This is a genomic window from Desulfobotulus alkaliphilus, assembly GCF_007830435.1.
In the GTDB taxonomy this organism is placed as follows: Bacteria; Desulfobacterota; Desulfobacteria; order Desulfobacterales; family ASO4-4; genus Desulfobotulus; species Desulfobotulus alkaliphilus.
Genome location: NZ_VLLC01000007.1, coordinates 99855 through 121308, shown reverse-complemented (window position 1 = coordinate 121308; position 21454 = coordinate 99855). Strand labels below are relative to the sequence as shown.

14 protein-coding genes are annotated in these 21454 nt (G+C 50.4%); 3 read left to right on the top strand and 11 right to left on the bottom strand.

Annotation, left to right across the window (positions count from 1 at the left end; genetic code table 11):
* Positions 1 to 35: 35 nt before the first annotated feature.
* Together LZ24_RS06090 and LZ24_RS06085 are read right to left on the bottom strand one after the other, a co-directional pair.
* Positions 36 to 2042, bottom strand: coding sequence for a methyl-accepting chemotaxis protein (locus LZ24_RS06090; protein ID WP_186442969.1), 2007 nt, complete (start codon positions 2040 to 2042; stop codon positions 36 to 38).
* A 332-nt stretch (positions 2043 to 2374) separates the two neighbouring features.
* Entirely contained in the window at positions 2375 to 3445 is a 1071-nt protein-coding gene (locus LZ24_RS06085) for a Wadjet anti-phage system protein JetD domain-containing protein (protein WP_144683504.1), read from the bottom strand.
* Between the two features lie 131 nt (positions 3446 to 3576).
* On the opposite strand from LZ24_RS06085, the gene LZ24_RS06080 reads away from it, so the two are divergent.
* Entirely contained in the window at positions 3577 to 3978 is a 402-nt protein-coding gene (locus LZ24_RS06080) for a VOC family protein (RefSeq protein WP_144683503.1), read from the top strand.
* On the opposite strand, the gene LZ24_RS06075 is transcribed toward LZ24_RS06080, so the two are convergent.
* The 9 genes from LZ24_RS06075 to LZ24_RS06040 form a co-directional block, all read right to left on the bottom strand.
* Complete coding sequence (locus tag LZ24_RS06075; protein WP_144683500.1) at positions 3957 to 4670, bottom strand: helix-turn-helix domain-containing protein; 714 nt, start codon at positions 4668 to 4670, stop codon at positions 3957 to 3959. The two genes, LZ24_RS06080 and LZ24_RS06075, sit on opposite strands and share 22 nt — an antisense overlap.
* A 126-nt stretch (positions 4671 to 4796) precedes the next feature.
* Complete coding sequence (locus LZ24_RS06070; protein WP_144683498.1) at positions 4797 to 6548, bottom strand: AAA family ATPase; 1752 nt, start codon at positions 6546 to 6548, stop codon at positions 4797 to 4799.
* A gap of 397 nt (positions 6549 to 6945) precedes the next feature.
* Positions 6946 to 10278 carry a hypothetical protein gene (locus LZ24_RS06065; RefSeq protein WP_144683495.1) on the bottom strand — a complete coding sequence of 1111 codons (3333 nt, stop codon included), beginning with the start codon at positions 10276 to 10278 and terminating at the stop codon, positions 6946 to 6948.
* Between the two features lie 200 nt (positions 10279 to 10478).
* Positions 10479 to 14879 carry a coiled-coil domain-containing protein gene (locus tag LZ24_RS06060; protein WP_144683492.1) on the bottom strand — a complete coding sequence of 1467 codons (4401 nt, stop codon included), beginning with the start codon at positions 14877 to 14879 and terminating at the stop codon, positions 10479 to 10481.
* Positions 14872 to 15666 carry a hypothetical protein gene (locus LZ24_RS06055; protein WP_144683489.1) on the bottom strand — a complete coding sequence of 265 codons (795 nt, stop codon included), beginning with the start codon at positions 15664 to 15666 and terminating at the stop codon, positions 14872 to 14874. The genes LZ24_RS06060 and LZ24_RS06055 overlap by 8 nt, the downstream gene beginning before the upstream one ends.
* A gap of 56 nt (positions 15667 to 15722) precedes the next feature.
* A complete protein-coding gene (locus LZ24_RS17175) occupies positions 15723 to 15890 on the bottom strand; it encodes a hypothetical protein (RefSeq protein ID WP_186442968.1) in 168 nt (55 codons plus the stop codon).
* A 26-nt stretch (positions 15891 to 15916) separates the two neighbouring features.
* Positions 15917 to 17491, bottom strand: a complete 1575-nt coding sequence (locus LZ24_RS06050) for a hypothetical protein (protein ID WP_144683486.1) — start codon at positions 17489 to 17491, stop codon at positions 15917 to 15919.
* A gap of 135 nt (positions 17492 to 17626) precedes the next feature.
* Positions 17627 to 18553, bottom strand: coding sequence for an acyltransferase (locus LZ24_RS06045; RefSeq protein WP_144683483.1), 927 nt, complete (start codon positions 18551 to 18553; stop codon positions 17627 to 17629).
* 117 nt (positions 18554 to 18670) lie between these two features.
* Entirely contained in the window at positions 18671 to 19201 is a 531-nt protein-coding gene (locus tag LZ24_RS06040) for a hypothetical protein (RefSeq protein WP_144683480.1), read from the bottom strand.
* A gap of 491 nt (positions 19202 to 19692) precedes the next feature.
* On the opposite strand from LZ24_RS06040, the gene LZ24_RS18050 reads away from it, so the two are divergent.
* Positions 19693 to 19893 (top strand): AAA family ATPase, encoded by a 201-nt coding sequence (locus LZ24_RS18050; protein WP_144683477.1) that lies wholly within the window; start codon positions 19693 to 19695, stop codon positions 19891 to 19893.
* A gap of 445 nt (positions 19894 to 20338) precedes the next feature.
* Positions 20339 to 21382 (top strand): virulence RhuM family protein, encoded by a 1044-nt coding sequence (locus LZ24_RS06030; RefSeq protein WP_144683474.1) that lies wholly within the window; start codon positions 20339 to 20341, stop codon positions 21380 to 21382.
* Positions 21383 to 21454: the final 72 nt, after the last annotated feature.

The following is a 21454-nucleotide window of genomic DNA, read 5'->3' as shown; positions in this document are numbered from 1 at the left end:
GATTTTTTATCCTTGGCTGATGGCCCAATTGTATCTCAGTGCCGCTGATTGAGAAGCATTGCCAGCTCGTCTTCTCCCACACCGGCCACTTCCCTGGCCATGTTTTTGGCATGATCCGTAGTTTCATTGATTTTTTCATCCGCCTCCTTGATGCCTTCGGAAACATTTCCTAAATTGGCAGCCACATTCTCTGTGACAGTGGCCTGTTCTTCAATGGCGGAAGCAATGCTCAGAACCGTTTCACTGATGCTGTGGACGATGGCTGTAATTTTTTCCATGTCATCAATGGCATTGCCCGAAGACGTCTGCACGCTGCTGATCCTTGCCTTGATATCTTCTGTGGCCGTGGCGGTCTGTCTGGCAAGGCCTTTGATTTCATCGGCAACAACGGCAAATCCCTTTCCTGCCTCACCGGCCCTTGCCGCCTCTATGGTGGCATTGAGGGCCAGCAGATTGATCTGTGCGGATATATCCGTAATGATTTCCGTAAACTTTCCGATTTCCTGCGATGATGCACCCAACTGCTGCATCATCTTTCCTGTGGAGACAAGCTGATTTTCCGCATCCTGGGCGGTGCTGCGGGCCTTTTCCGAACTGCGGGCAATCTCTGAGATGGTGGCACTCATTTCTTCCGTTGCACCGGCTACGGATGAAAGATTTTCCGATGCCCTGTCCATGAGACCCGCCACATGGCCTGTGTCCTGAACCATGGTGATGGCGATTTCCTTTGCCCTTTTCTCCAGTTCTGCCTTCAGATGGTAATGGCAGTTTTCCGGTTTGTTCAGGCCGTTTTGGAGGGCAACGGCCATGGCATGGCAGGTTTTGTAGCCGCAGGAGTTGCAGTTGTACATGTCTTTGGTGCTGTGCTTGCCCATGCTGGCGTAGGCATCCTGTAGTTTTGCATCGGGAATATCCAGTTGAAAGGCGTGGCTGTTGCTTCTGTCTTCATATTTTCTGTCATAGAGTCCCTTTTTCCAGTAGCGGTTCAAAAGGGTTTCCAGATTTTTTCTGGTGCGCTCATCCCCACGAAAACCCTGCTTTTTGTATTTCTCCTTCATTTTCCGGCTGCGGGCTTCCACAAGGGATTCAATTTCATCGGGATGCAGGGTTTTACCCCGTGTTGCCGTGCCGCCATTGCAGCCCGTGTCGCAGTTCAGGCAGTCGATGAGCAGGGGAGCCTTGCCCGAAGCAATCATGGGAGCAAGGCCTTCAAGGTAGTGATAAACAACATGGGGGCCTTCGATTTTACGGGCTGCGGAAGCAATGTCCGGATTCCAGCGTTCCGCCGTGCGGAGAAGGCCACCGGGTGTGGAGAAAAGAACGGCCCGTTCTGCGGGCGGATTGTCGTATTCAAGGGCAGGGAAGGAGGAAAGGGAAATGCTGTTCTTCCGGAGATAATCCGCAATGGAGGAGAAGGTAACATTGTAATCCCCAAGGCCCGTTGCATGGAATTCCCGTTTTTTGGCCCAGCATGGAGAAATAACAGCAAATTTTGCGCCCCTGTATTCGGGATAGAATTCCTGCACCATCTTTATGGTATGGAGCATGGGGCTGTGGGCCGGAGCGAGATACGGGAGCAGTTCCGGATGGTAAATTTCAATGAAGGAAACAATGGCGGGGCAGGGCTGGGAAATGACGGCCTTTGGTTTTTTTGCTTCCATGTGTTCAAGGTAGCTGCGTATGGTGAGTTCCGCCCCGAAACTGACATCGAAAAAGGCCTGAACCCCAAGGGATTTCAGCCAGCCGTTGAGATTCAGATATTGTTCAGGAAAATTGGCGGCCACACCGGGGGCTACAATGGCAACGGTTTTTTCTTTTCGGGAAAGGGCTTCCATAAAAGGCGTGAAATCATCTACGCCATGGCGGGCATCGTGGGTGCAGGCAGTAAGGCACTGTCCGCATCCGATGCACAGATCCGGGATGCATGCCACATGGTCGCCGCTGGCATCATTGCAGTAATATACGGGGCAGACATAGACACAGGCATGACAGTTCACGCATTTTTCACTGTCCACCTCAATGATAGCAGGCAGTTTTTTCATAAAAGTATCCCTTTCCGTCTGTTTTTTTGTCAGGAGATGAAACCGCCTGTGGATCGGGCAGTTATCCATGATCTGCAGGGACAATATCCTGTGTCTGATGAAAAAAGGCAAAGGGTTTCTGGCAGGGGCCTGACTGGCAGTGAACGCTGTTTTGTAATCTGCCTGTCATGCCAGTGGTTTTCAGGGTAGATCCTCTGGCGTATGAAGCGGTTCTCTTGGTTTTTTATCTGAAAACGGATGTTTTTATTCAAAGACACCCGAAAAACGTCTTGATGCTTAAACGCTATGGCCTTATATTTTTGTTAAACGAATGGAGGTAATCAGATTGCCTTTTAAGTCAGGGCTTTGTGGATATCTTCGGCGGTCAGACCCTCCTGGGGCCATCGAAGGTTCTCTGTCTTTTCAAGATAAATGCCTGCCAGTTCATCCCCCAGCCATTGCCTTGCATCCATGGGATTGTGATGTTTGCTCTGGGAGCCGTCATAGGCTGTAGTGAGGTTTTTTTCAAGGAGGGCCTTGTAAAGGGAAAGGGCAGGCCGAAGCGGGGGAAGGTTGTTTTTTTCCCTCGTGGCATTGATACCCACGGGAATGGCGATGCCTGTGGGATCAAGGTCGCCAAAATAGAGAATTTCTGAGGCTTTAAGATCTGCTCTGATCTGCTCCAGCCCGTCATTGGCGGATTCGTTTACAGCTATCCTGAAGCCTTTACCGTACACCACGGCGGCAAAGGTGCTGAGGGTGCCATTGGCCTGACAGCAGCTCCAGTAGGTGTTGGCGTTCTCCACAACGAGAAGGGGTTTGCCAGAAAGAAGGGCCTTGTCCGGTGAAGGGCTCTGGAAGGGAAGGGGCTCCGGGCAGTAAAAGCAGTCCAGATCTTCAAGGGTGATTCTGCCACCAAAAAGTCCTTTGCGGGTGTGGCCATCCAAGGCCTTTTCATCTCCAAAAATCTGCAAAGCCCGCTCCCTGTGGGGGATTTTTTTTGCATCGGATTTTCGGTTCAACAGATAATGGTTGATCTTTTTTGCCAGCTCCAGTTCTGTTTCTTTTTTCAGACGAGGGGCAAAGGCGATCATGTGTCTGGGTTCCCAGGCGGTCAGGTTACGTAAATTGTAAAGATTGCTCTTTTTTTGTTCCATGGCCGCATCCTCTTCCGGCTTTAAGGCGGTGATATAGTCGGGGAGTTTGCTTATCTTATCAAAGGCTTTCTTCCCTTTGGGCATTTGCAGCCGTTTTTCTTTTTCAAGGGCCTGCAGAATTTCTAAAAGGCGCTTGGGAAGATCAAAATCTCCTATGGGGCTAAGGGACTCTTTTTTGATGACGTCAAGGAGAGGACGGGTCTTTATGCGTTTAACCTTGCTGGATTGTATCTCTTTCAGAACAGCTTCCTGCAGGATGTCTCCCATGGATAGCCTCCTTTATATTTTCTGATTACCACGAACTTTTGGCCGAAAAATTCAAGATTTTGCCACAGATATTGCGCTATGCTGCCCGCCAGAGTTTCATTTTATGAAAACAGGAAACCCTGGAGGAAGATATGGAAATTCAATCCGTCAGCACAACCCTTGTCACGCAGAAGCTTAAAGAAACAAAGGCATTTTATCTCTCGCACTTTGATGCCCGTCCGGCCTTTGACTGCGGCTGGTACGTGGTACTTCGCCTTGGAGCTTCCCCATCGGGGCCGGAAATCTGTCTTATGGAGCCCCAGGAAGGCATGGTGCCTTTTACCGGAGGAATTTTTCTCAATATCCTTGTGAGGGATGCGGATGCCATGTACGAGCGTCTTCATGATCAGGCGGGGCTGCCTGTCATCATGCCTCTGGAAGATCATCCATGGGGAGACAGGGGCTTTGGGCTTCTGGATCCCTCCGGTGCCCTTGTTTACTGCTACCACCCCATTCCCCCGGCAGCGGAGTTTCAGCAGTATATTCTTGACTGAGGATGGGGGAATGCATCGGGAGCTGTCAGCCGGGCTGCGGACAGCTCCCCGTTCACACGAAGCATGTTGGGAGTGCAGCCGAACCAGCGTCTGATTTCCCTGTTCAGATGGGCCTGATCTGAAAAACCGTGGTCAGCGGCAATATGGGCCAGGGGGATATCGGAGGAAGCGATGGCATATCCCGCCTTCCGGGCCCGGGCCAGACCCTTCCAGTAGCTGGGCGATGCCCCCGTGAACTGAACCATCTGCCTCCTGATGCTTCGCGGACTGAATGCCGTGGCCCTTTTTTTTCCCTCTGTCCCCAGTTCCGTCAGGTAGTCTGCAATCCAGCGGGGGGCAGGGTTTGCCAGCGAAACCATCTGCAGAAGCACACGCCCTATGGCATCGGGATCGGCTTCAAAACCGCAGCTGTGCGGATCTGGCAGGTATGGGGAGATGGACTGATCCCTGCACTTTGAGCCGGGGGCATCCTTTTCCCATGGAAAGGTGAGGCCCGGTGCAAGGCGGATGCCCACAAAACAGGTTTCTTCCGGGCAGGTCACAATTCTCGGAGAGGCATCCAGTCCGCTGCAGATAAGCTCTGGAGCCTTATTTTTCGGAATAATGGCAATCAGATCCCTGCAGCCATCGGGCCAGACAAGGGATCTGCCTTGGGGAAGGCACACCTTCCACGAACAGAGAACATCATCCATGGCTCACCTGTCTTTTCATTTTTTCCACATGCAGCTCCGTGATTTCAAGGCAGTTTCAGGAAGAGTCGTTGATCTTAAGGTTTTTTGTCTCCAGTGCGCCGTTTAAAAGCCATGCCTGATGAGGGTTCAGCTTTTAGGTTCATTTGATGCCGGAAGGGGGGCCGTATCAAACACCCTGAATCCCCCATTGCCGAAACAGTAAATCACATGCTGGCTGACCCTTGCCTCCGGGTATTCCTTTTGAAGCCCTTCCACATAGCCTGCCATCTGTTCCGTATCTTCAGGAATCAGGGTGAAGTTTTCAATGCTGGTATTGAATTTTTTAAAGGCGGCATTGGAAAAGTATTTGAACTCGATGACCATGCGAATGCCCGCAAAACATTCATTGAATTTGCCCACAAACTCCAGATCCGTCCTGCCTTTGGGGTAGGAGCGTTCCACATTCCAGGTGAACCAGCGGGAAAGATAGCGGGAACACAGCTCATAAAAGGTGGTGCGGTAGAAGTTCTCATTTACCTTGGTGAAAACGGCTTCGGGAAGCTGGGAAACGTATTCCTGCCAGTAGCCCGCAAACAGGGCTTTCAGGTCAAGGGTTTTAACAAAATGCTGCATCATGTCCCCGTAGCCGGTGGAAACGTCAATGCGGTGCAGCTCATTGAAGTATTCCACAAAGATTCTTCTCATGTTGAGGTTGGGGAGAGTGAGGGAAAAATCGTTTTTCCGGGTGAGCATGCCCAGATAAAAAAAGGAGATGGGGAAAAAACCCTTTTCAAAAAATTGGGACATGTTGAATTTCTGGGTGAGCAGGGTGTCGTCATAGTCAATGCTGTTTTCGGTTGTCAGCCGGGTGACAAAATCTTCTGTAAGCTCAGGGTTGGAGCCGGTGATTCTTTTGATCCACAGGATATCCGTTTTGAGGTTCATGTCCGTCAAGTGTTTGGGCATGGTTTTAAATTCACAGAGCCAGCTCAGAAAATACTGGAGAATGGTGGAATTATAAACGGCCTCACCTTCCGGGTTGATAAAATGATAGCCATTGTACTGATTTTTAATGACATCCTGGACCTCATTGCGGGTATCCGGGCGGATGTCATAGTCTTTGTAAATGTCATCGAGAAGTAAATCCACTTCAGACTGGGTGAAGCCGATCATGTTTTCAAACTTGGGGTTCAGGGTGATGAAGGTGGCAATGTTGAAGCCCGAAGCCAGTTCATCCATGGTAACGGGCAGAACGCCAGTGATGAAAACATTGTGGATGGCTCCGGTTTTTCTGCCCTCTTTTAAAAGCTTGAAAAAGGTTTTTAAAAAACCGTCATCGGCCATGAGCTGCTTATAAAGAAGGTCTTTATGACCTGTGATGAGCTGGTTGGCAAAATTGTCGTACTCATCAATGATGACATAGAGGGGATGGGGCCAGTCGGGTGAAAAATGATCCAACAGGCTTTGAAGATTGGCTGTGGCACTTGCCTCTGGGTCAAATGGCGGGCTGTTTTTAAGCCATGCATGGCAGTTTCGTATGAGGCTTTTAAGTTTTAAGTTAACAGTATGGTTGAAACTTTTTTCCATCACTTCCAGCTCACCCGTCTCAATGGTGGAAAAATCCAGATGCAGCACAAGCAGGGTATTGTGCAGGGGCGTTGGGTTTTTGCCTATCCATGTGTGGCCGAAAAGCTCTTCAAAGTTATCTTTGTATAAAACCGAATAGTAGGACTCCAGCATGGTGCAGAGCAGGGATTTTCCAAAACGCCTTGGACGCAGAAATACGGTATTTTTGACGGATTCCAGTTTTTCGATGTAGGCGGTTTTATCCACAAAGTATCCGTTTTCACGAACAATGGCCGCATAATTGGCTTCGCCGTAGAGGATTCTTTTTTTCATATTTTGCACCTTTTGGGGGTGAGGCAAAAGCTGTTTTTTGATTTGGTACGCATGGGATTAACGTTCGTCTGGTTCGGTATTCCGAGGGGAGGTGTTACGTACTAAAAAGATCATTTGCCATTCGACGTAGATAAAAATACCTGATCATTTTCATTAAGCCTGAAAGAGAAGATATTCTGTCGAGTGCGTTTCGATTTTATTAGTAGCTGTGGCCTTCCCGGAACTGAGACCAAAGGCCTGCCCCCGCAACAGGCTTTACAGTCCTGTGTTGCAGGGGCAGGTAATCTGTACTGTCCTTCAGATTTTTATTTTGCCTAAACTATAAGTCTTTGAAAAGTAAATAAATTAAGGTTGTGGCATAACTGTTGCCAAGCAAAAGGCTGAAATCAAAATCCCATTACTCGCTGGATTCAATATAGCCCGGATATGGAGAGGGGACCACCCATGGGCAGCTACCCTCGTGCCGGGTAAAGTTATTATCAACATAGTCTGTTATTGCGCACCATGGTTGATTTGATTCAAGGTCCCTTTGATCAAGCACGTATAGGTGTTTGTTTTCTCTATAGAGAATTTCCGCGGTTTGAGTTCCGTCACTTAACCAGATTCTGGATACGCCATGCTTGAGCGAACCATAATAATTGCCATGATCCACATTGGCATTTTCAATATCTGGATGTACGTGCCAGCAAGTCTGTACAATTTCAAACGGCGAAGACTGGTAGTCTCTCAGTCGAATATGTACTCCATGCTGTACAGTATAAAGATATGGAACTCTATACCAAAAACCCCCCTCTCCACGATCATCGCCAGCATATTCCAGTATCGAGTAATCCACATCCCAGCCGCAGTCTATACTCTGCAAGAGTTCAATTCTTTCCATATCATGGTCTGATTCCTTTTTTTGCTCTACATGTATGGAGACAGTATCTTCTGCGAGTTTTTTACCCGTCAAATCCCAAAGCTCTATGCGAGGGTACAATTTGTCGCCTGCACTAAGATTTGCATAAGTATGACTGACACTTGAGCGTTCTCCTGGCAGGGGTTTGTCTATTTGAGTATTACCGTCTCCAAAAATCCATCTGTATTCATAATAAGCTTCAGGAACGGCCATCGCTTCAAAATTCTGGGTAACTTCGCTGGCTCCACCGGTAAGTTCCCATACGAGTATGCGGGGGCCGGTTATGGTTACTTTAAAAGGAAACATTATGGGGACGGTTACCCGGGCGAGTTCGCTGGCTGTCTCTTTATCCTGTACTGTTACAAGCAAACTTAACCCTTCTTCAGCTACTTCTTTGAAAGTGTGCCTGATGGTGTATGTAGCCGTGCCGTTTTCACTGACAGGAACACTCGCCTGATCTTGGCTGATCTCGCCGTCAGCGCCGGTAAAACTCCATAATATTTCGATTTTATTTGTGTTTTTTGGTATGTCTTCAATGTTTAGGTAAAATGCGTACTCTTCATCCGGTAAGGCTTCATTTAAAGTATCCGGGTCAATACTGAGTGTTGCCTGACCAATTTGAACGGCCCAGAGTTTAGCTGAATATTTGCCGGGAAGATAAAACTGATGACTGACCAGGGTTTCGCTACCCTCTTCAGTGCTTTTCTGATGATCCACCATTATACTGGCGTTAACATAGTGCTCTTCACCATAGAATCCATCATTGGTTGCCAGTATATAAATGGTGTCTCCGGGGTTTAGGCTGTTGATTTGCCACGTCTGTAATTGCCACTGTTGGGGGGGACGGCCAGAAAGAAATGTGGTAAAGTCGGCTTCAGCAAACTCTTTTCCATCAGGAATCACAACAATATCGACTATAGACGGATCACCATCGACTGCTATTTCCATAAAAGCTTCTTCTGGAAGGTGCAGGATGTCATTGGCCTCTGCAACCTGAAAATTATAAAGGTACTCAGCACTCGCTGATGGTGGCAAATTAAAGTTAGCTGGTGGAAAAGAGCTGAGGTACATATTGGTAAGGGCAGTATCACGGGCAAACTGATGATACCACCAACCGAGGCTGCCACCAGTTTGGCTGGATGCGGCAAACTGGTTAAGCTGTGCTTTAGGTTCTCCCCGGGCTACAAACTCAATCAGTTCTCCAAAGTCCACACCCTGTTTACGCACAAGATGGTCAACAAAAGTTGCGCTCACATATTCATAGTCCCTCCCCCAGTCTGCTTTGATGCCGGTGGAATCAATGGGATAGCTGAGTAAATTGCCCTGTACGAGGGCGTCAAGGCCATCAAGGGTGAGATTGCCCCATGCTACATTATGTCCGGCGTATTCGGCGGTTGCTTCGATCCACCAGTAATCTCCGGTATTTTCCCAGCTCAGAAAACGGCGAATAGTGTAGTATTCGGCCTGGAAACGGTGAAAGAGTTCATGTCCGATGATAATGAGATCATTATTATTAATCGACCCATCAGTGAAAATTGATAGAGGAAGATGTACAGCACGGAATATTTTACCATATTGTGGTTGGTCACCATCGCCGATGCCACGCCAATCCTTAAGCAAATCTCCAGTAGCTGTCTGCCACACGCCACTTATTTTGACAGTGGTAGCCTGTGGAATGTCGAGAATTCTTGAGCCTGGTCGTTTTAATCCAGCATGGATATAATTTTGGTAAGCAACTTCAAGCAGCTCACCTGCATCCTGTACATATTTAGGATACTTGCTGTTGTAACCGGTCAGTCCAGCAGCAAGCGCAGGCTTTTGCCAGTTGTCTATATCACTACTGTCAGGTGTAGCATAGTTGCGGTACACGATACGGAAATTACCTTGAGGGGTCGTATAGGTACTGTAGGCAATCTTCTCTGCTATCCAGCCACTGGCTGCGACTGCACCAGTAACACCTACTCCGGTGGCGACTGCTGCTGGGCTGTATGCAGTCATTAACCCCGCTGCAGTGCCGACAAGGGCAATGTAACTAAGATGATCGGTATAAATATAAGCTGTTTGGGTTTCTTCATCTACCTGAAGCGGCAGGTCAACCCATAGGCCAGTATCGCTATCAAAGCGCTGGGCAAAAAGTTGCTCACCTGGACCATAGTCCGGATTGAGTCCATTTGTATTATACGCCATTGCTATTTCAATGGTTTTGTCAAGCTGAGTGAGCCCGTCTATGGTAATGTCTACTGCTACCCGGTTAAAGGGGTTAAGGCTGCTTGGTGGAGCATTATCAATAACATCAATGGTCAGATTGCGTGGTTGGTCAATAAGTCCTGCGGGTATGGTGAGCTTCAGAGTGTCCTCATACCCTATTACCTGCTCTGTACCGGATGGCTCAATGGTTTGGCTGGTTATGCGAATGGCTTTGGGTTTAGTTACATTGAAAGTAATGCGTGGTGCTTTGGAGTCTGTCGTTTGGATTTGAATAATGCCAGTGCTGCCTGGCACGGCGTTGGGTGGGATGAATATTTCTGCAATATCTTCTGTATATCCTTTTATAACAACAGGTTCTTCGTTAAATGTAGCCTCCAGGTTTGAAGATATTTGAATGAGCGACTCGCTGAATTGAAGGTAAACGGCACTTCCAGCCGGCCCACTGTCTGGAAAATACTGAACCAATGAAGGCAGAATTACTTTTTCTGGTTTGGATTCACTGTCTTTTGAAGTTGGTGAAGATGATCCACCATCACAAGCAATCATGACCAAAGCAAGGATAACTAATAAGCCTGTCCGTATGACTTGATCAGAAAAACTTCTGTGCGAATTAGAATCACTCATGGTTTTTCCTCCTTTTTGGACATTTTTTCTCATTTTCAAAAAAAATGAATTAAGCATACCTTATAGGAAGCTTTCAAAGCAACCCTCAGATCCGATCTGGAGGCTGATTTTTCGGAATAATGGCAGTCAGATCCCTGCAGCCATCGGGCCAGACAAGGGATTTGCCTTGGGGCAGGCATGTCTGCCATGAACAGATGACATCACCCATTGTTCACCTGTTTCTTTGTTTTTTCCACATTCAGCTCCGTGATTTCAAGGCAGTTGTAGGAAACGCCGTCGATCTCAAGTTTTTTATCCCCTTTGCGGATGGCGGTACGCAGTTCAAAAAGCTCTAAGGATTCCCGGTCATGGATGCCGGTGAAATAGACGCACTGAAGCCCCATGTTTCCCGCCACCTTGAGCTGGGCATCCACAAAGTCCGAGCGGTTGCAGACCCCTAAGGGATTGTCCAGAACGAGAAAGGCGGGAATTCTGCCCTCGGAAGCGCTGCTGCGTTTTTTTCGCATGGAGATGAGAAGTGTATAGAGCATGACGGCGATGGTAAGGGCCTCGCCGCCGGAACCGAGATCCTTTCCCACGGGCTCGTAGGTGCTGCCGGAGTCATCGCATTTCAGCATGCGGATGCCGAAATTCTCTTTGCCGGATGCGGCCCCCAGAAGCTGGTAGAGCAGTTCAGCGCCAAGGCCGTTGCCTGCTTTTGCATTGACTTCCGGCAGACGGTTCTGCTGCATGAGCTGGTGGAGCCAGTTTTCCACAGACTGGCGGAAGGCATCCTGATAACGGGCAAAATCCAGGCGGACACCGGCACGCAGAATGGGTTTTCCGCCGTAAATAAAAACGGTTTCCGGCAGAAGCTCTCTGGTTGCGGCCTGCAGTTTCTGGTGATAATCCCGGCTGTACTGAAGCAGCATATCCACAAGGTTGTCCATGAAGCGCTGGGTAATTTCCAGATCCGTTTCAATGTTACGGCCGATATCTTCGCAGCGCCGGATCAGGTCGTCGGCCTGATGGCCTAAGGATTCAGCATCGTGGCTTCTCAGGGCATCCACCACAGCGGGCAGTTCATGGCGACAGGCGTCATCCTGAAGGTGGGTCTGGAGACGGTCAAAGGCGCTCCGCATCCGCCTGCGGGCGCTTTCTCCGGCCTCACGATCCTTTCTTTCGGCTGCGGCCATTTCCCTTATCTCTTCCAGCAGCTTTCCGATGGAAGCCATCCTGTCTCCGGCCGGTTCCAAAAGGTCCGGCCATGGATGGCGGGGAGAATTTCCATCCCAGAGGGGCTCAAAGGACTGGTTTTCCGCCATGCCAATGCGAAGTTCCTGATGCCATTTTTCAAGATAGCGGAGTTTCTCTTTGAGGCGATGACTGCGGGAAGAAAGGGCTTCGCAGTCCGACTGCCGCTTTCTTTTTTCACTTTCCAGCTGGTACAAAAGGGCATCTGTATCCTGATCCTTGAGCTCTTCTTCCCCAAGATCCGGAGAAAAGCCTTTGGCTTTGCGTTCTGAAAGAAGGGCCTCGCTGCGGGCCTGATCCTTTTTTTTGTGTTCCAGTTCCGTTTCCATGCGGATGCGACGCTCTTTCAGTGCTTCCAGCTTTCCGGAAAGGATTTCAAGGTCTTCCTTCCGTTCCCTGAAGCTGCGCGCTGCCCAGTCTTTTGCTGTTTTTTCATCATAGGTATGGCTGCGGCCAAAAGCTCCGAATTCGGACTGAAGCCTTGCTATGCGTCCCTGAAGATCCTCAAATTCTTTCGTCAGAAGATCAATGCCAAGGCTATGGCCCATCTGCCTCAGGGTTTCCCTTGCCGCATGATGAAGATGATGCAGGGTCTGAAGGTCCATGGACAGGGCTTCTTCCTGCTCGGCAGCCGTAAGTTTTTTGTCCTCGGGCTGACTTATTTCTGAGGCCTTTTCGTCCAGCCTTTTGAGATCACTTTTGCATATGTGGATATCCATAAGAATTTGGCGGGTTTTTTCTTTCAGCTCCTCCAGAAGATTGCCTTCTGCTTTTATGGTTTTTTCCAAAGTTCTTTTTTCAAGAATCTTTTTTTCCCTTTCCTCCTGCCATGCTGCGAGATCCGCAAAGGATGTGAGCCAGGTGTTTACCTGCTGGTGTATCCGGGAAAGGTCTGCAAGCTGGTCTTTCAGATGGCGGTATCGGGATTCCAGATCGGCCTTTGAGACATTGAGGGCTTCCATGCCCGCCTCCGTTTCAGCGATGGCATTTCTGATGGCGGAAAGATTTTTTTCCTCCCTGCCCACCCGTTCACGCAGGGCCGCCACAGCTCCGACATCGGGAAAACGTTCCTGATAGGCGTGGAGATTTCGGCTTACGCCTTCCATGGCTTTCAGGGTGCTCCGGGTTTCTTCCCTTTCCCCTACCATCTTTTCCAGCGTTGTTTGGTAGTCATCCCTCACTTTTTCCATGTGCTGCCTGGAATAGACCTCGGGTGTCAGGGGGCGGATCAGGGTCTGTTCCACGGCATGGACCGCCTCGGGAGGGCATGGGGTGGAGATCACCACGGGCCGGTGCAGCCAGAAAGGCACCGGCATCTCAAGGATGCGTTCAATGATATCCGGACTGGACGCCATCATGCCCGTGAACCGGGCCGGATCGCCTTCGATGAAGCTGGCAAGGGTTTCCGGCGAAGGGTAGAGATCCGCAAGGTATTCGGGATAGGATTTAAGCTCTCCTGGTGAAATGCCCTTTTCATGGTAATGGGAAAGAAGGCGGCGGGTAAGGTCATCGGCGGCAAGGCCCCCTCCCTGCCCTAAGGCTTCCAGTTTTTCTTCCAGCTGAAGGGTTTGCCTTTCTTTTGTTCTGAGACGCTCCTCGCTGCGTGTCAGGGCAGCATCCAGCCTTGAAAGAAGCTCTGCGGAGCTGACTTCCATATCAAGGGTTCCGGAAATGCGCACAAGATGGGGATCTTCCAGAAGACGCCGCCGCAGATCCGCTTCTTCCTCCATGGCCCTGAGGGCTTCGGTCCGCTTGCTTTCTGCTTTGGAAGAGGCTTCCAGCAGGCTGCGCCATTTGCCGTCCATGGCCTTCAGGGCTTCTTCCCCGGCCCTCATTTCCTTTTCAACCATGGAGATGCGGTCTTCAAGGGCTGCTTTTTCCCCATGAAGACGGCTCAGGGCATCGGAAGGTCCTTCTCCGGGCTGAAGGGGCAGCAGGATAAGGCCTGCTTCGGCCCCCCGAATTCTGTGGTTCAGATCCTCAAGCGCCCTTTCAAGGGCTTTCTGAAGGCTTTCTTCTGTCTGCAGCTTATTTTCCAGAGACTTCTGATGCTGCCTTCTTTCTTCCTCTTCCCTGCACAGATTGTCCATGATTGTTTTCAGCCCGTGGCGGTCTGCACCGAGACGCAGATGGTACTGGGCCGCAAGGGTTTTCACCTTTTCCTGCAAGGGAGTGATTTCTTCGCCTGCTTCGGCGAGGGCTTTTTCCTTTGTGGCTGCTTCGGCCTGATTCTTTCGGATATCGGCCATGAAATCCGCAGCAAGAAGGGCGCTTTTTTCAGCCTTAAGCTCCTCGCTTTCCTTCATGGTATGCTGAAGGCTTTTTTCTCCCTCTTCCATTTCACAGGAGAGGTTGAAATGTTCCAGATAAAGGATATTGCTTCGGGTGGTTTCCAGATCGGTCTGAAGGGTTTTCAAAGAGCCTTCGGTTTCCCCCTGCTCCCTTTCAAGGGCTTCCATCTCTGTCCGGGAAGAAGCCTCTGCGCCATGGAGAAGGTGGCTGGCTTCTCCCAGCTGCATCCGCCATGCTTCAATGGCTTTTCCTGCGCTGCGCCAGAGGGCGGCGAAGGTGTCAAAATCGGCGATGCGTTCCTTTAAGCTCCGTACGGCCTGAAGCTGGGCCCGTTTTCTCGGCCGGTCCTTCATCTTGCTTAAGTCCTGATCCATGCGCTCACGCAGGTCTTTGGCCGCATCCATATCCGTCACGCAGCCAAGGAAGAAGCTTAAAAAATCCCCTTCGGATTTAAAACGGAAGGCATCCTTGATGCCCCCTTCCGTGCGGGCAAAATCCACCTGACGGTCAATGAGCCAGGGATCAAGCCCAAGCCCTTCCAGGGTTTCCTCCCATTCCTTCTGGCTTGTGGTCTGCTGGACAAGGGGGGCCATGAAATCCTTTAAGGCCTGATAGGGCTTTTCCTGATCTAAAAGTCCATCCCACTGGCTGCGGAGGGTGTCAAAAAAATCAGCGGACTGGGCCAGAAAAAAGCTGCGGTCCATGCGGTCCGGCGTGCTGCGGTGCCGGTAGAGAAGCTGGCCCAGAACCAGATGATCCACGGGTTTTGCCTCAAAGAGGGTGGGTTGCAGCACCATGGCCAGATCCAGCATGACAATGGCAGGACGGCCGGGAATCAGATACTGGTCCAGGCTTTTATCCCCGCCGGATTGCAGATGCTGTACAAAGCGTTGCTTTGAGGGGCTGAATACGCTGAGGATAAAGGATAAGAGGGTGGTTTTGCAGGTGCCGTTGGCGGCAAAAAGCACCCCATGGTCCGCATCGCCATCCTCCCGGAACACGGGCACAAAGCCATTGCGCAGAATGTTATCCCCTGCCTTGATATCGCTTACAAAAAACCTTTTGAGTCTAAACATGGGATTCTCCTTCCCCGGCCGCACTTCCGGCGGTGTTTTTTTCCTCCAGGGAAGCGGCCTTCACAATATCCCGGAAGGCATGGAAGGCATAGACAATACCTTCCCGAAGGGCGGTCTGATAGGCAGGGGTTGGTCTGTATTCCACCTCCCCCGGTGTTTCTTCAAAGGCCAGCAGATAGCCCGTTTCCACCATGTGATCCAGTACGATGGTGATCAGTTCCACCCAGCTCGTACCGCTGCCTGCCCTTTGCCTGTCCGGATTGTCTTCGGGCAGAAGCCGGAGGCGTTCGGCAACGCTTTTCACCTGGGGATGCAGCCTTGTTTCTCCATCGGGCAGGGCCAATTCCGCAAGGGCAAAACGCTTGAGGATATCCATGACATCCACAATGACAATGGCACCCAGATCCTCCACAGGAGCATCCAGATCCGCCTCCGTCGGAAAAAAGGCCGTGGCAATGGCGCAGTGAACGGGAAGGATTTCTGCGGCTTTGAGGTCACTTCTGGCAAGGAGCTTTCCGTAGTCCGTGAGGGTGGCGGCAAAAAAACTGTCCGAACGCCGGGCGGAAAGGCGAAGGCCTTTGTCTTCCAGGGCAAGGAGCCGCAGTTCCATGGCCTTCAGGCCCGTTTCCACCATCTGGCGGAAGCTTTCCTGGGACTGAAAACGCTGGAGGAGTTCGGCCATTTCGCTGGCAAAGGGGGCCATGGCCCTGCGGCTGCCGCTGCTGTGGATGAGGCTTAAATAAATCAGGCGGCTGGCCGCATGGAGGGATTCCGTATGGTTTTCCATAATGCAATGGATCCTGACTTGACTGGGCTGGTGATGAGGGTAAATCCGTTACAGCTTTATCGGCCAAGGGCAAGGGCTGTTTTCTGAACGGATTCATTGGAAGCATGTTCTTTAATGATTTTTTTAGCGATACTGGTTCTGGCAAGGGCGAGACATGCTTTTCTTAACTGGCTGACGGTTTGTAGGCGCTCGGTAATGGCTTTGGAACTCATATCAATTTTCATCAATCAACTCCTTCAGATAAAGGATATCATCCAGTGAGATTGGAAACCCGCTGCCTCAGCCGCAGTTCATGGCCCCGGTAGCGTCTTCCGCTTCCGAGATCCATGGTGATGCGGCTTTGCGGGTCGGGCATGTCCACATGGATGCCATACCTGTCTGCAATGCGTTTTTCCACAAGGCACTGAAATACGGCCATGGCCGCAGCCACGGGGAAAAGACCTTCTTTGGATTCTGTCAGGGCCTGTTCCAGAATCTGACTCAGTTTCATTTCTTTTTTGCGGTAAACATGATCGTGGATCAGATGAAAGGCCTCAAGCATCAGCTTTTCATTCAGTTCCGGCTGAAAACGCAGCATGGGTTCGCCGTCCACCTCGAAAATGACCTGATTCTGATCGCCCGGCGGGTTTTTCCGTTCCAGGGCGCGGTCGCAGGCCTCAATCACCGATGCCGGATCAAAAAGGGGTCTTCTTGCCGGAGGGTTCATGCGGGCGATGAACTCGCTTCCCATGCGGGCGGCGTTTTCCTCATCTAAAGAGAAAATCCTCTCCATGACCTCATCCATGCCGGGAAATACCCCTGGGGCCTCTTTTCTGAAAAGTTTGTGGCTGTGCTTCTGGTAGTCTTCGGGCAGGCTCTGTAACTGGCCGGAAAGCTTCATCAGCTGGTGGCTTAAGGCCTCAAGCTTATCGGCCAGCCTGTACAGGGTGCTGCTGTGGCCCCTGTATCCGCTGCCATGCAGGTTTTCGATGACAAGGTTGTGCAGCCGGTTGCCTTCCTTCTGGATATCCATGACCTGGTTGACCCCCTCTTCGGCCAGAGCCTGAATTCGGTCAAAGGCAAGGGCCTTGATGTTCCGGCTGATCTGACGGCGTACCGTTCGCACTTCTCCGGCTTTTCTGGCGCACTGCCTGCGGTTGCTTTCAGCCACGGCTATGGCGTCATCCAGATTGCCCCTTTCAATGAGCAGCTTGATGCGCAGGTTGCCGATGGCAGCGGCATCCAGGGCACTGGTTTCGTGCAGGCCGAAATAGGCGGTGTAGCCTTCTTCCGTGAGGGCAAAGAGGGCTTCGCTGCCTTCGCCCGTATAAACATTTTTGATGAGCCAGAAACGGCGGGTGCGGTAGCGTCCGGCATCTGCGTCAAAAAAGGGGCAGGAAAAGGGCAGGTAGCGGTGGGTCCGGTTGGTGAGATGATCAAATATTTTTGCGGTGACTTCCCCAAGGGCCTCATCGGAAAAAGATTTTTTCCCAGGGGTCATCTGCTGGCGGAGAAGGGGAAGGATTTTCTGCACCACCTCGCTGCGGGTGGCGCCGATCTGGTATTCGGTAAGCTCAGAGATGACATCCAGAATGGCGAATGCCGTCCACAGCAGATCCACCTGCCCCCAGATCTCCCCGCTGAAGGCCTCCTCCCCCTGGGCAAAACGCCGGGTTTCCAGCTCAAAAACGGGCCTGAGGATCAGGGCGGAATGCACAGCCCGGCTGACATCCGGCCCGAAACCCGGAGAGGAGGGGCCTTTCGATGCCTCAAAAGCCGCCGGGTCATCGGGTGTATCCGGAAGATTTTTTTTAACAAAGTCGATGAGTTCAAGCTGAATGGACATGGTTGTCTGCTTGCTTCCTTTCTCCTCAGGCAGGCATGGAAGATCACAGGCCTGTCCCTGCAGGCCAGGGGGCAGTCAGGGGCCTGATCTCGCAGGAGGCATGATATCATCGCAGCAGTCGAAAAAACATAGCCATCAGGCAACTTTTTTTACGTCATCCTCTGCTTCCAGCCAGACAGGTTCCATCATTCGGGCAAGGAGTATATCCTTTTCTTCCCATATGGCATTCAGCTCCTTCTGAAAGGATTCCCTGAAATCCCTGTCATTGAAATAGTCCCCCCGCAGTTCTTCATGGATGGCAAGGGTGCGGATGTGCATGCGGATCAGGGGAACATTACCGCAGATGAACTGCCAGAAAGAAGGCACGCCATGGGGATAGGCAAGGGTAACATCCACGATGGTGTTCATCTCCCTGCCCATGGCGGAAAGAACAAAGGCCGTTCCTGCGGACTTGGGCCTGAGCAGTCTCCGGAAGGGACTTTTCTGGCGGAGATGCTTGGCTTCGGTAATGCGGGTGCCTTCCACAAAATTCATGACAGAGACCGGGGTTGTGCGGAATTTTTCACAGGCTTTCCGGGTGGCTTCCAGATCCTTTCCCTTTTTATGGGGGTTTTTCAGGATATATTCCTTGGAGTAGCGTTTCATGAAGGGATAATCCTGTGCCCACCACACAAGGCCCATGACAGGCACCCAGATCAGTTCCTGTTTTAAAAAGAATTTAAGAAAGGGAATTTTGTCGTTCAAATTTCTCTGGAGTGCAAAGATGTCCACCCAGCTCTGGTGGTTGCAGAGAACCAGATACCAGCCTTCGGGTGAAAGGTTCTCACCGCCACGGATTTCCCAGCGGGTTCTGTGGAAAAGGGAAAAGATGAGGTTGTTCACCTGAATCCAGGAGGTGCTGATGCCGATGATCATGCGGGTGCAGACAAGGCGGCTGAGTTTAAGGGGGATCAGCACCTTGACAAGGGTGACGGCAATCAGGGGAATAAAAAGGATGAGGGTTGAAAGGGCAATGGCCGTAATAACCATACAGCCTTTGAGACGGGCAAGGGGGGTATGCATGGGGTATCCTTCATTTAGACAGTTTTTTTTGTCCCGCAAAATAAAGATTTCAAGGGAGGCTATTGATAGCACTGAAGGGCAGGTTTCTCAAGGTTTTTCAGGTGTTTTTTTATTTTTTTACGACAGGTTACGGGAATGTGGATAAACGCGGCAGTCCTTGCAGACCGTATAAATCACAACAAGGATGCCGGAAATATCAGCATCCTCGGGATGCGGCTCCTGCCATCCATCGCCACGTATCCGGCCACAGATGCTGCATCGTTGTCTGAGGTTTTTTGTGGTTTCTGAACCGTATTGAATATGCACGGATGCCGGGCGTTTTTCCGTTGCCAGAATTTCATGGCCTATGCGCAGCAGGCCCCCCTGTTCCACAGCGATGCGCATACGCATGAATCTTTTTACGTCGGGAGAGTCGCAGCGGTAGGGCCGTTCTATTTCTGTCCGGCGCAATCGGGCAAGCTGGAAGAGGGCCTCCAGCCACATTCTGGTTGCATCACCTGTTACATAATCCCAGACAGATCGGCCGCAGACATCCCCTGAAAAAACCTTTGCGGCCCCGTTTTCTTTTGCAAAACTGTCCCAGGCACCACCAACGGAGACAATACGATCTCCTTTATCCAGCAGATATTCCGTATCCGGTATGCTCATAAGGTCTCCTTTCTGGCCGGTGGTTTGTCGAAGTTTCTGTATACGGGTTCGGGGTCTGGCTCTCAGGCCTGTCTTTTATCGGATTGGGTTTTTCATATCCAGAACCATCCCATAAGAAAGTGTAATGTCACAGGTGAGGGAAATGAGGGGGCGGGTAAAAGGGGCTCCCTTTTGTAGAAAAAACGCCCTGTTTTATTCTCAGGAATCTTTCTTATCTGTCTTTTTGCAGAAAGACAATGCCCGGCCTTTTCGTGAAAGGCAGCTTTTTTAAAAGGGCCGTTTGCAGGGTGGTATTCCAGCGGAAAAGGGTATAAAAAAGATTTTTAAGTGTTCGGCATTCAGGCTGTGGAGGTTGTCTGTTGCCAGGTGAATGGCAGCGGAAACAGCGGCTGCGACGGATCAAACACTGGCGGACCCGCAGGGATTAACGCAGCACAAGCAACCCAGCTTGCATTTTATGAAATGCTGGAAATGGAATAACGAGGCATATCATGAGAATAGAATCGCTTCGCCTGAAAAATTTCAAGCTGTTTCAGGATGTCCGGATGTCTGGCATCTCCCCTTTCTGTGTGGTTGTCGGTGCAAACGGAACCGGTAAATCAACACTGTTTCAGGTGTTCGGCTTTCTGAAGGACTGCGTCTGGTCACCTACTTCCTTGAGTTGCGTAATACGGGGAGAAAGGTGGAAGTAGCGAGGGAAATCCTGCGCTAGGGGGAAGAAAATTTAAAAAAAATGGTAACTGTTCAGCACAGTTTTTCATATCATACCTGCAAGACAGATGCACAGGCTCCAAGCTATTTGCCCGTGACGCAATCTTATTCGGGAGCTTCTTGCCCTGTGCGGAAGCGGCAAAAACTCCCCGCCACAGGCAGGATAAGCTTTTTGATTGCCATAGCAGGCTTAAGCACGCTGCCTTTGTGGCGGCCCAGACAGTTTGCCGCTTCTTTCGCACAGGCCTGCAAAGCTCTGATCCGAAACGATTGCAATGTCACTTTCAAATAGCCCCGGAGCCTTGCAACAATACGAAGCTGCTGCAATTACAGCATTGGCAGTTCGAAATAAATTGTGCTGAATAATTACAAAAAAAATGAACCGATGAAAAAAGAGATAGTGTTCATTCTCAGCGAGGTTTTTTGATGGAAAATAAGGAAGAAAAACGGCCCCAGGGGGAGTTATTGCTGTATCAGGGGCAGGGGGCAGGCGGTCCGGTTCAGGTGCGGCTGGAAGGTGAGACCGTCTGGTTGAGCCAAAAGCTTATTGCGGAGCTTTTTCAAAAAGATGTTCGTACTATAAATGAACATATACAGAATATTTTCGATGATGAAGAATTACTGCCAGAGACAACTGTCCGGAAATTCCGGATAGTTCAAATGGAAGGTACAAGACAGGTAGGGCGCCTGATTGATCATTATAATCTGGAGATGATCCTTGCCGTTGGTTTTCGGGTTCGGTCCAGACGAGGTGCCCAGTTCAGAAAATGGGCAAATGAACGGATCTGTGAATATCTGGTCAAGGGCTTCACCATGGATGATGACCGGCTTAAGGGAACTGCGGGCATTACAGATTATTTTGATGAGCTTCTGGCTCGTATCCGGGAAATCCGTTCCAGCGAAGCAAGGGTTTACCTGATGATCAGAAATATTTTTGCTCTGGCCAGTGACTATCAGGAAGGGGAAAAACAAACACGGCTTTTTTTTGCTACCATGCAGAATAAGATGCACTATGCCGCTACCGGTCTTACAGCAGCGGAAATTGTAAAGAAGCGTGCCAATGCTGAATTGCCTAACATGGGGCTTACCAGCTGGAAAGGCTCACGGGTACTGAAAGCCGATGTGGGAACCGCCAAAAACTATCTGGACAAAGAAGAAATAGATACTCTGAATCGTATTACGGTCATGTTTCTGGATCAGGCTGAATTCCGTGCCCAGCGTCGCCAGACCATTCGAATGGCCGACTGGGAGCTTTTTCTCGATAAGTTCTTGAATGATGTTGAATTACCCGCTCTGGAAAATGCAGGGAACATGAAACATCAGCAGGCTCTGGATTATGCCAGTAGCCAATATGATCACTTTGCTGCAAAACGCCGCCTCGAAGTTCAGCAGCAGGCTGATCAGAACTACATCGAGGATCTGAAACGGTCCGCAGAGTTGCTCGTCAAAAAAAGAAGTAAAGGGGTCTGAAATCATGGGGGATGAAGTGGAGGTTGTTATTGCTGATTTTTCATAAACTTCCCTTACAGTAAGCTATCAGTA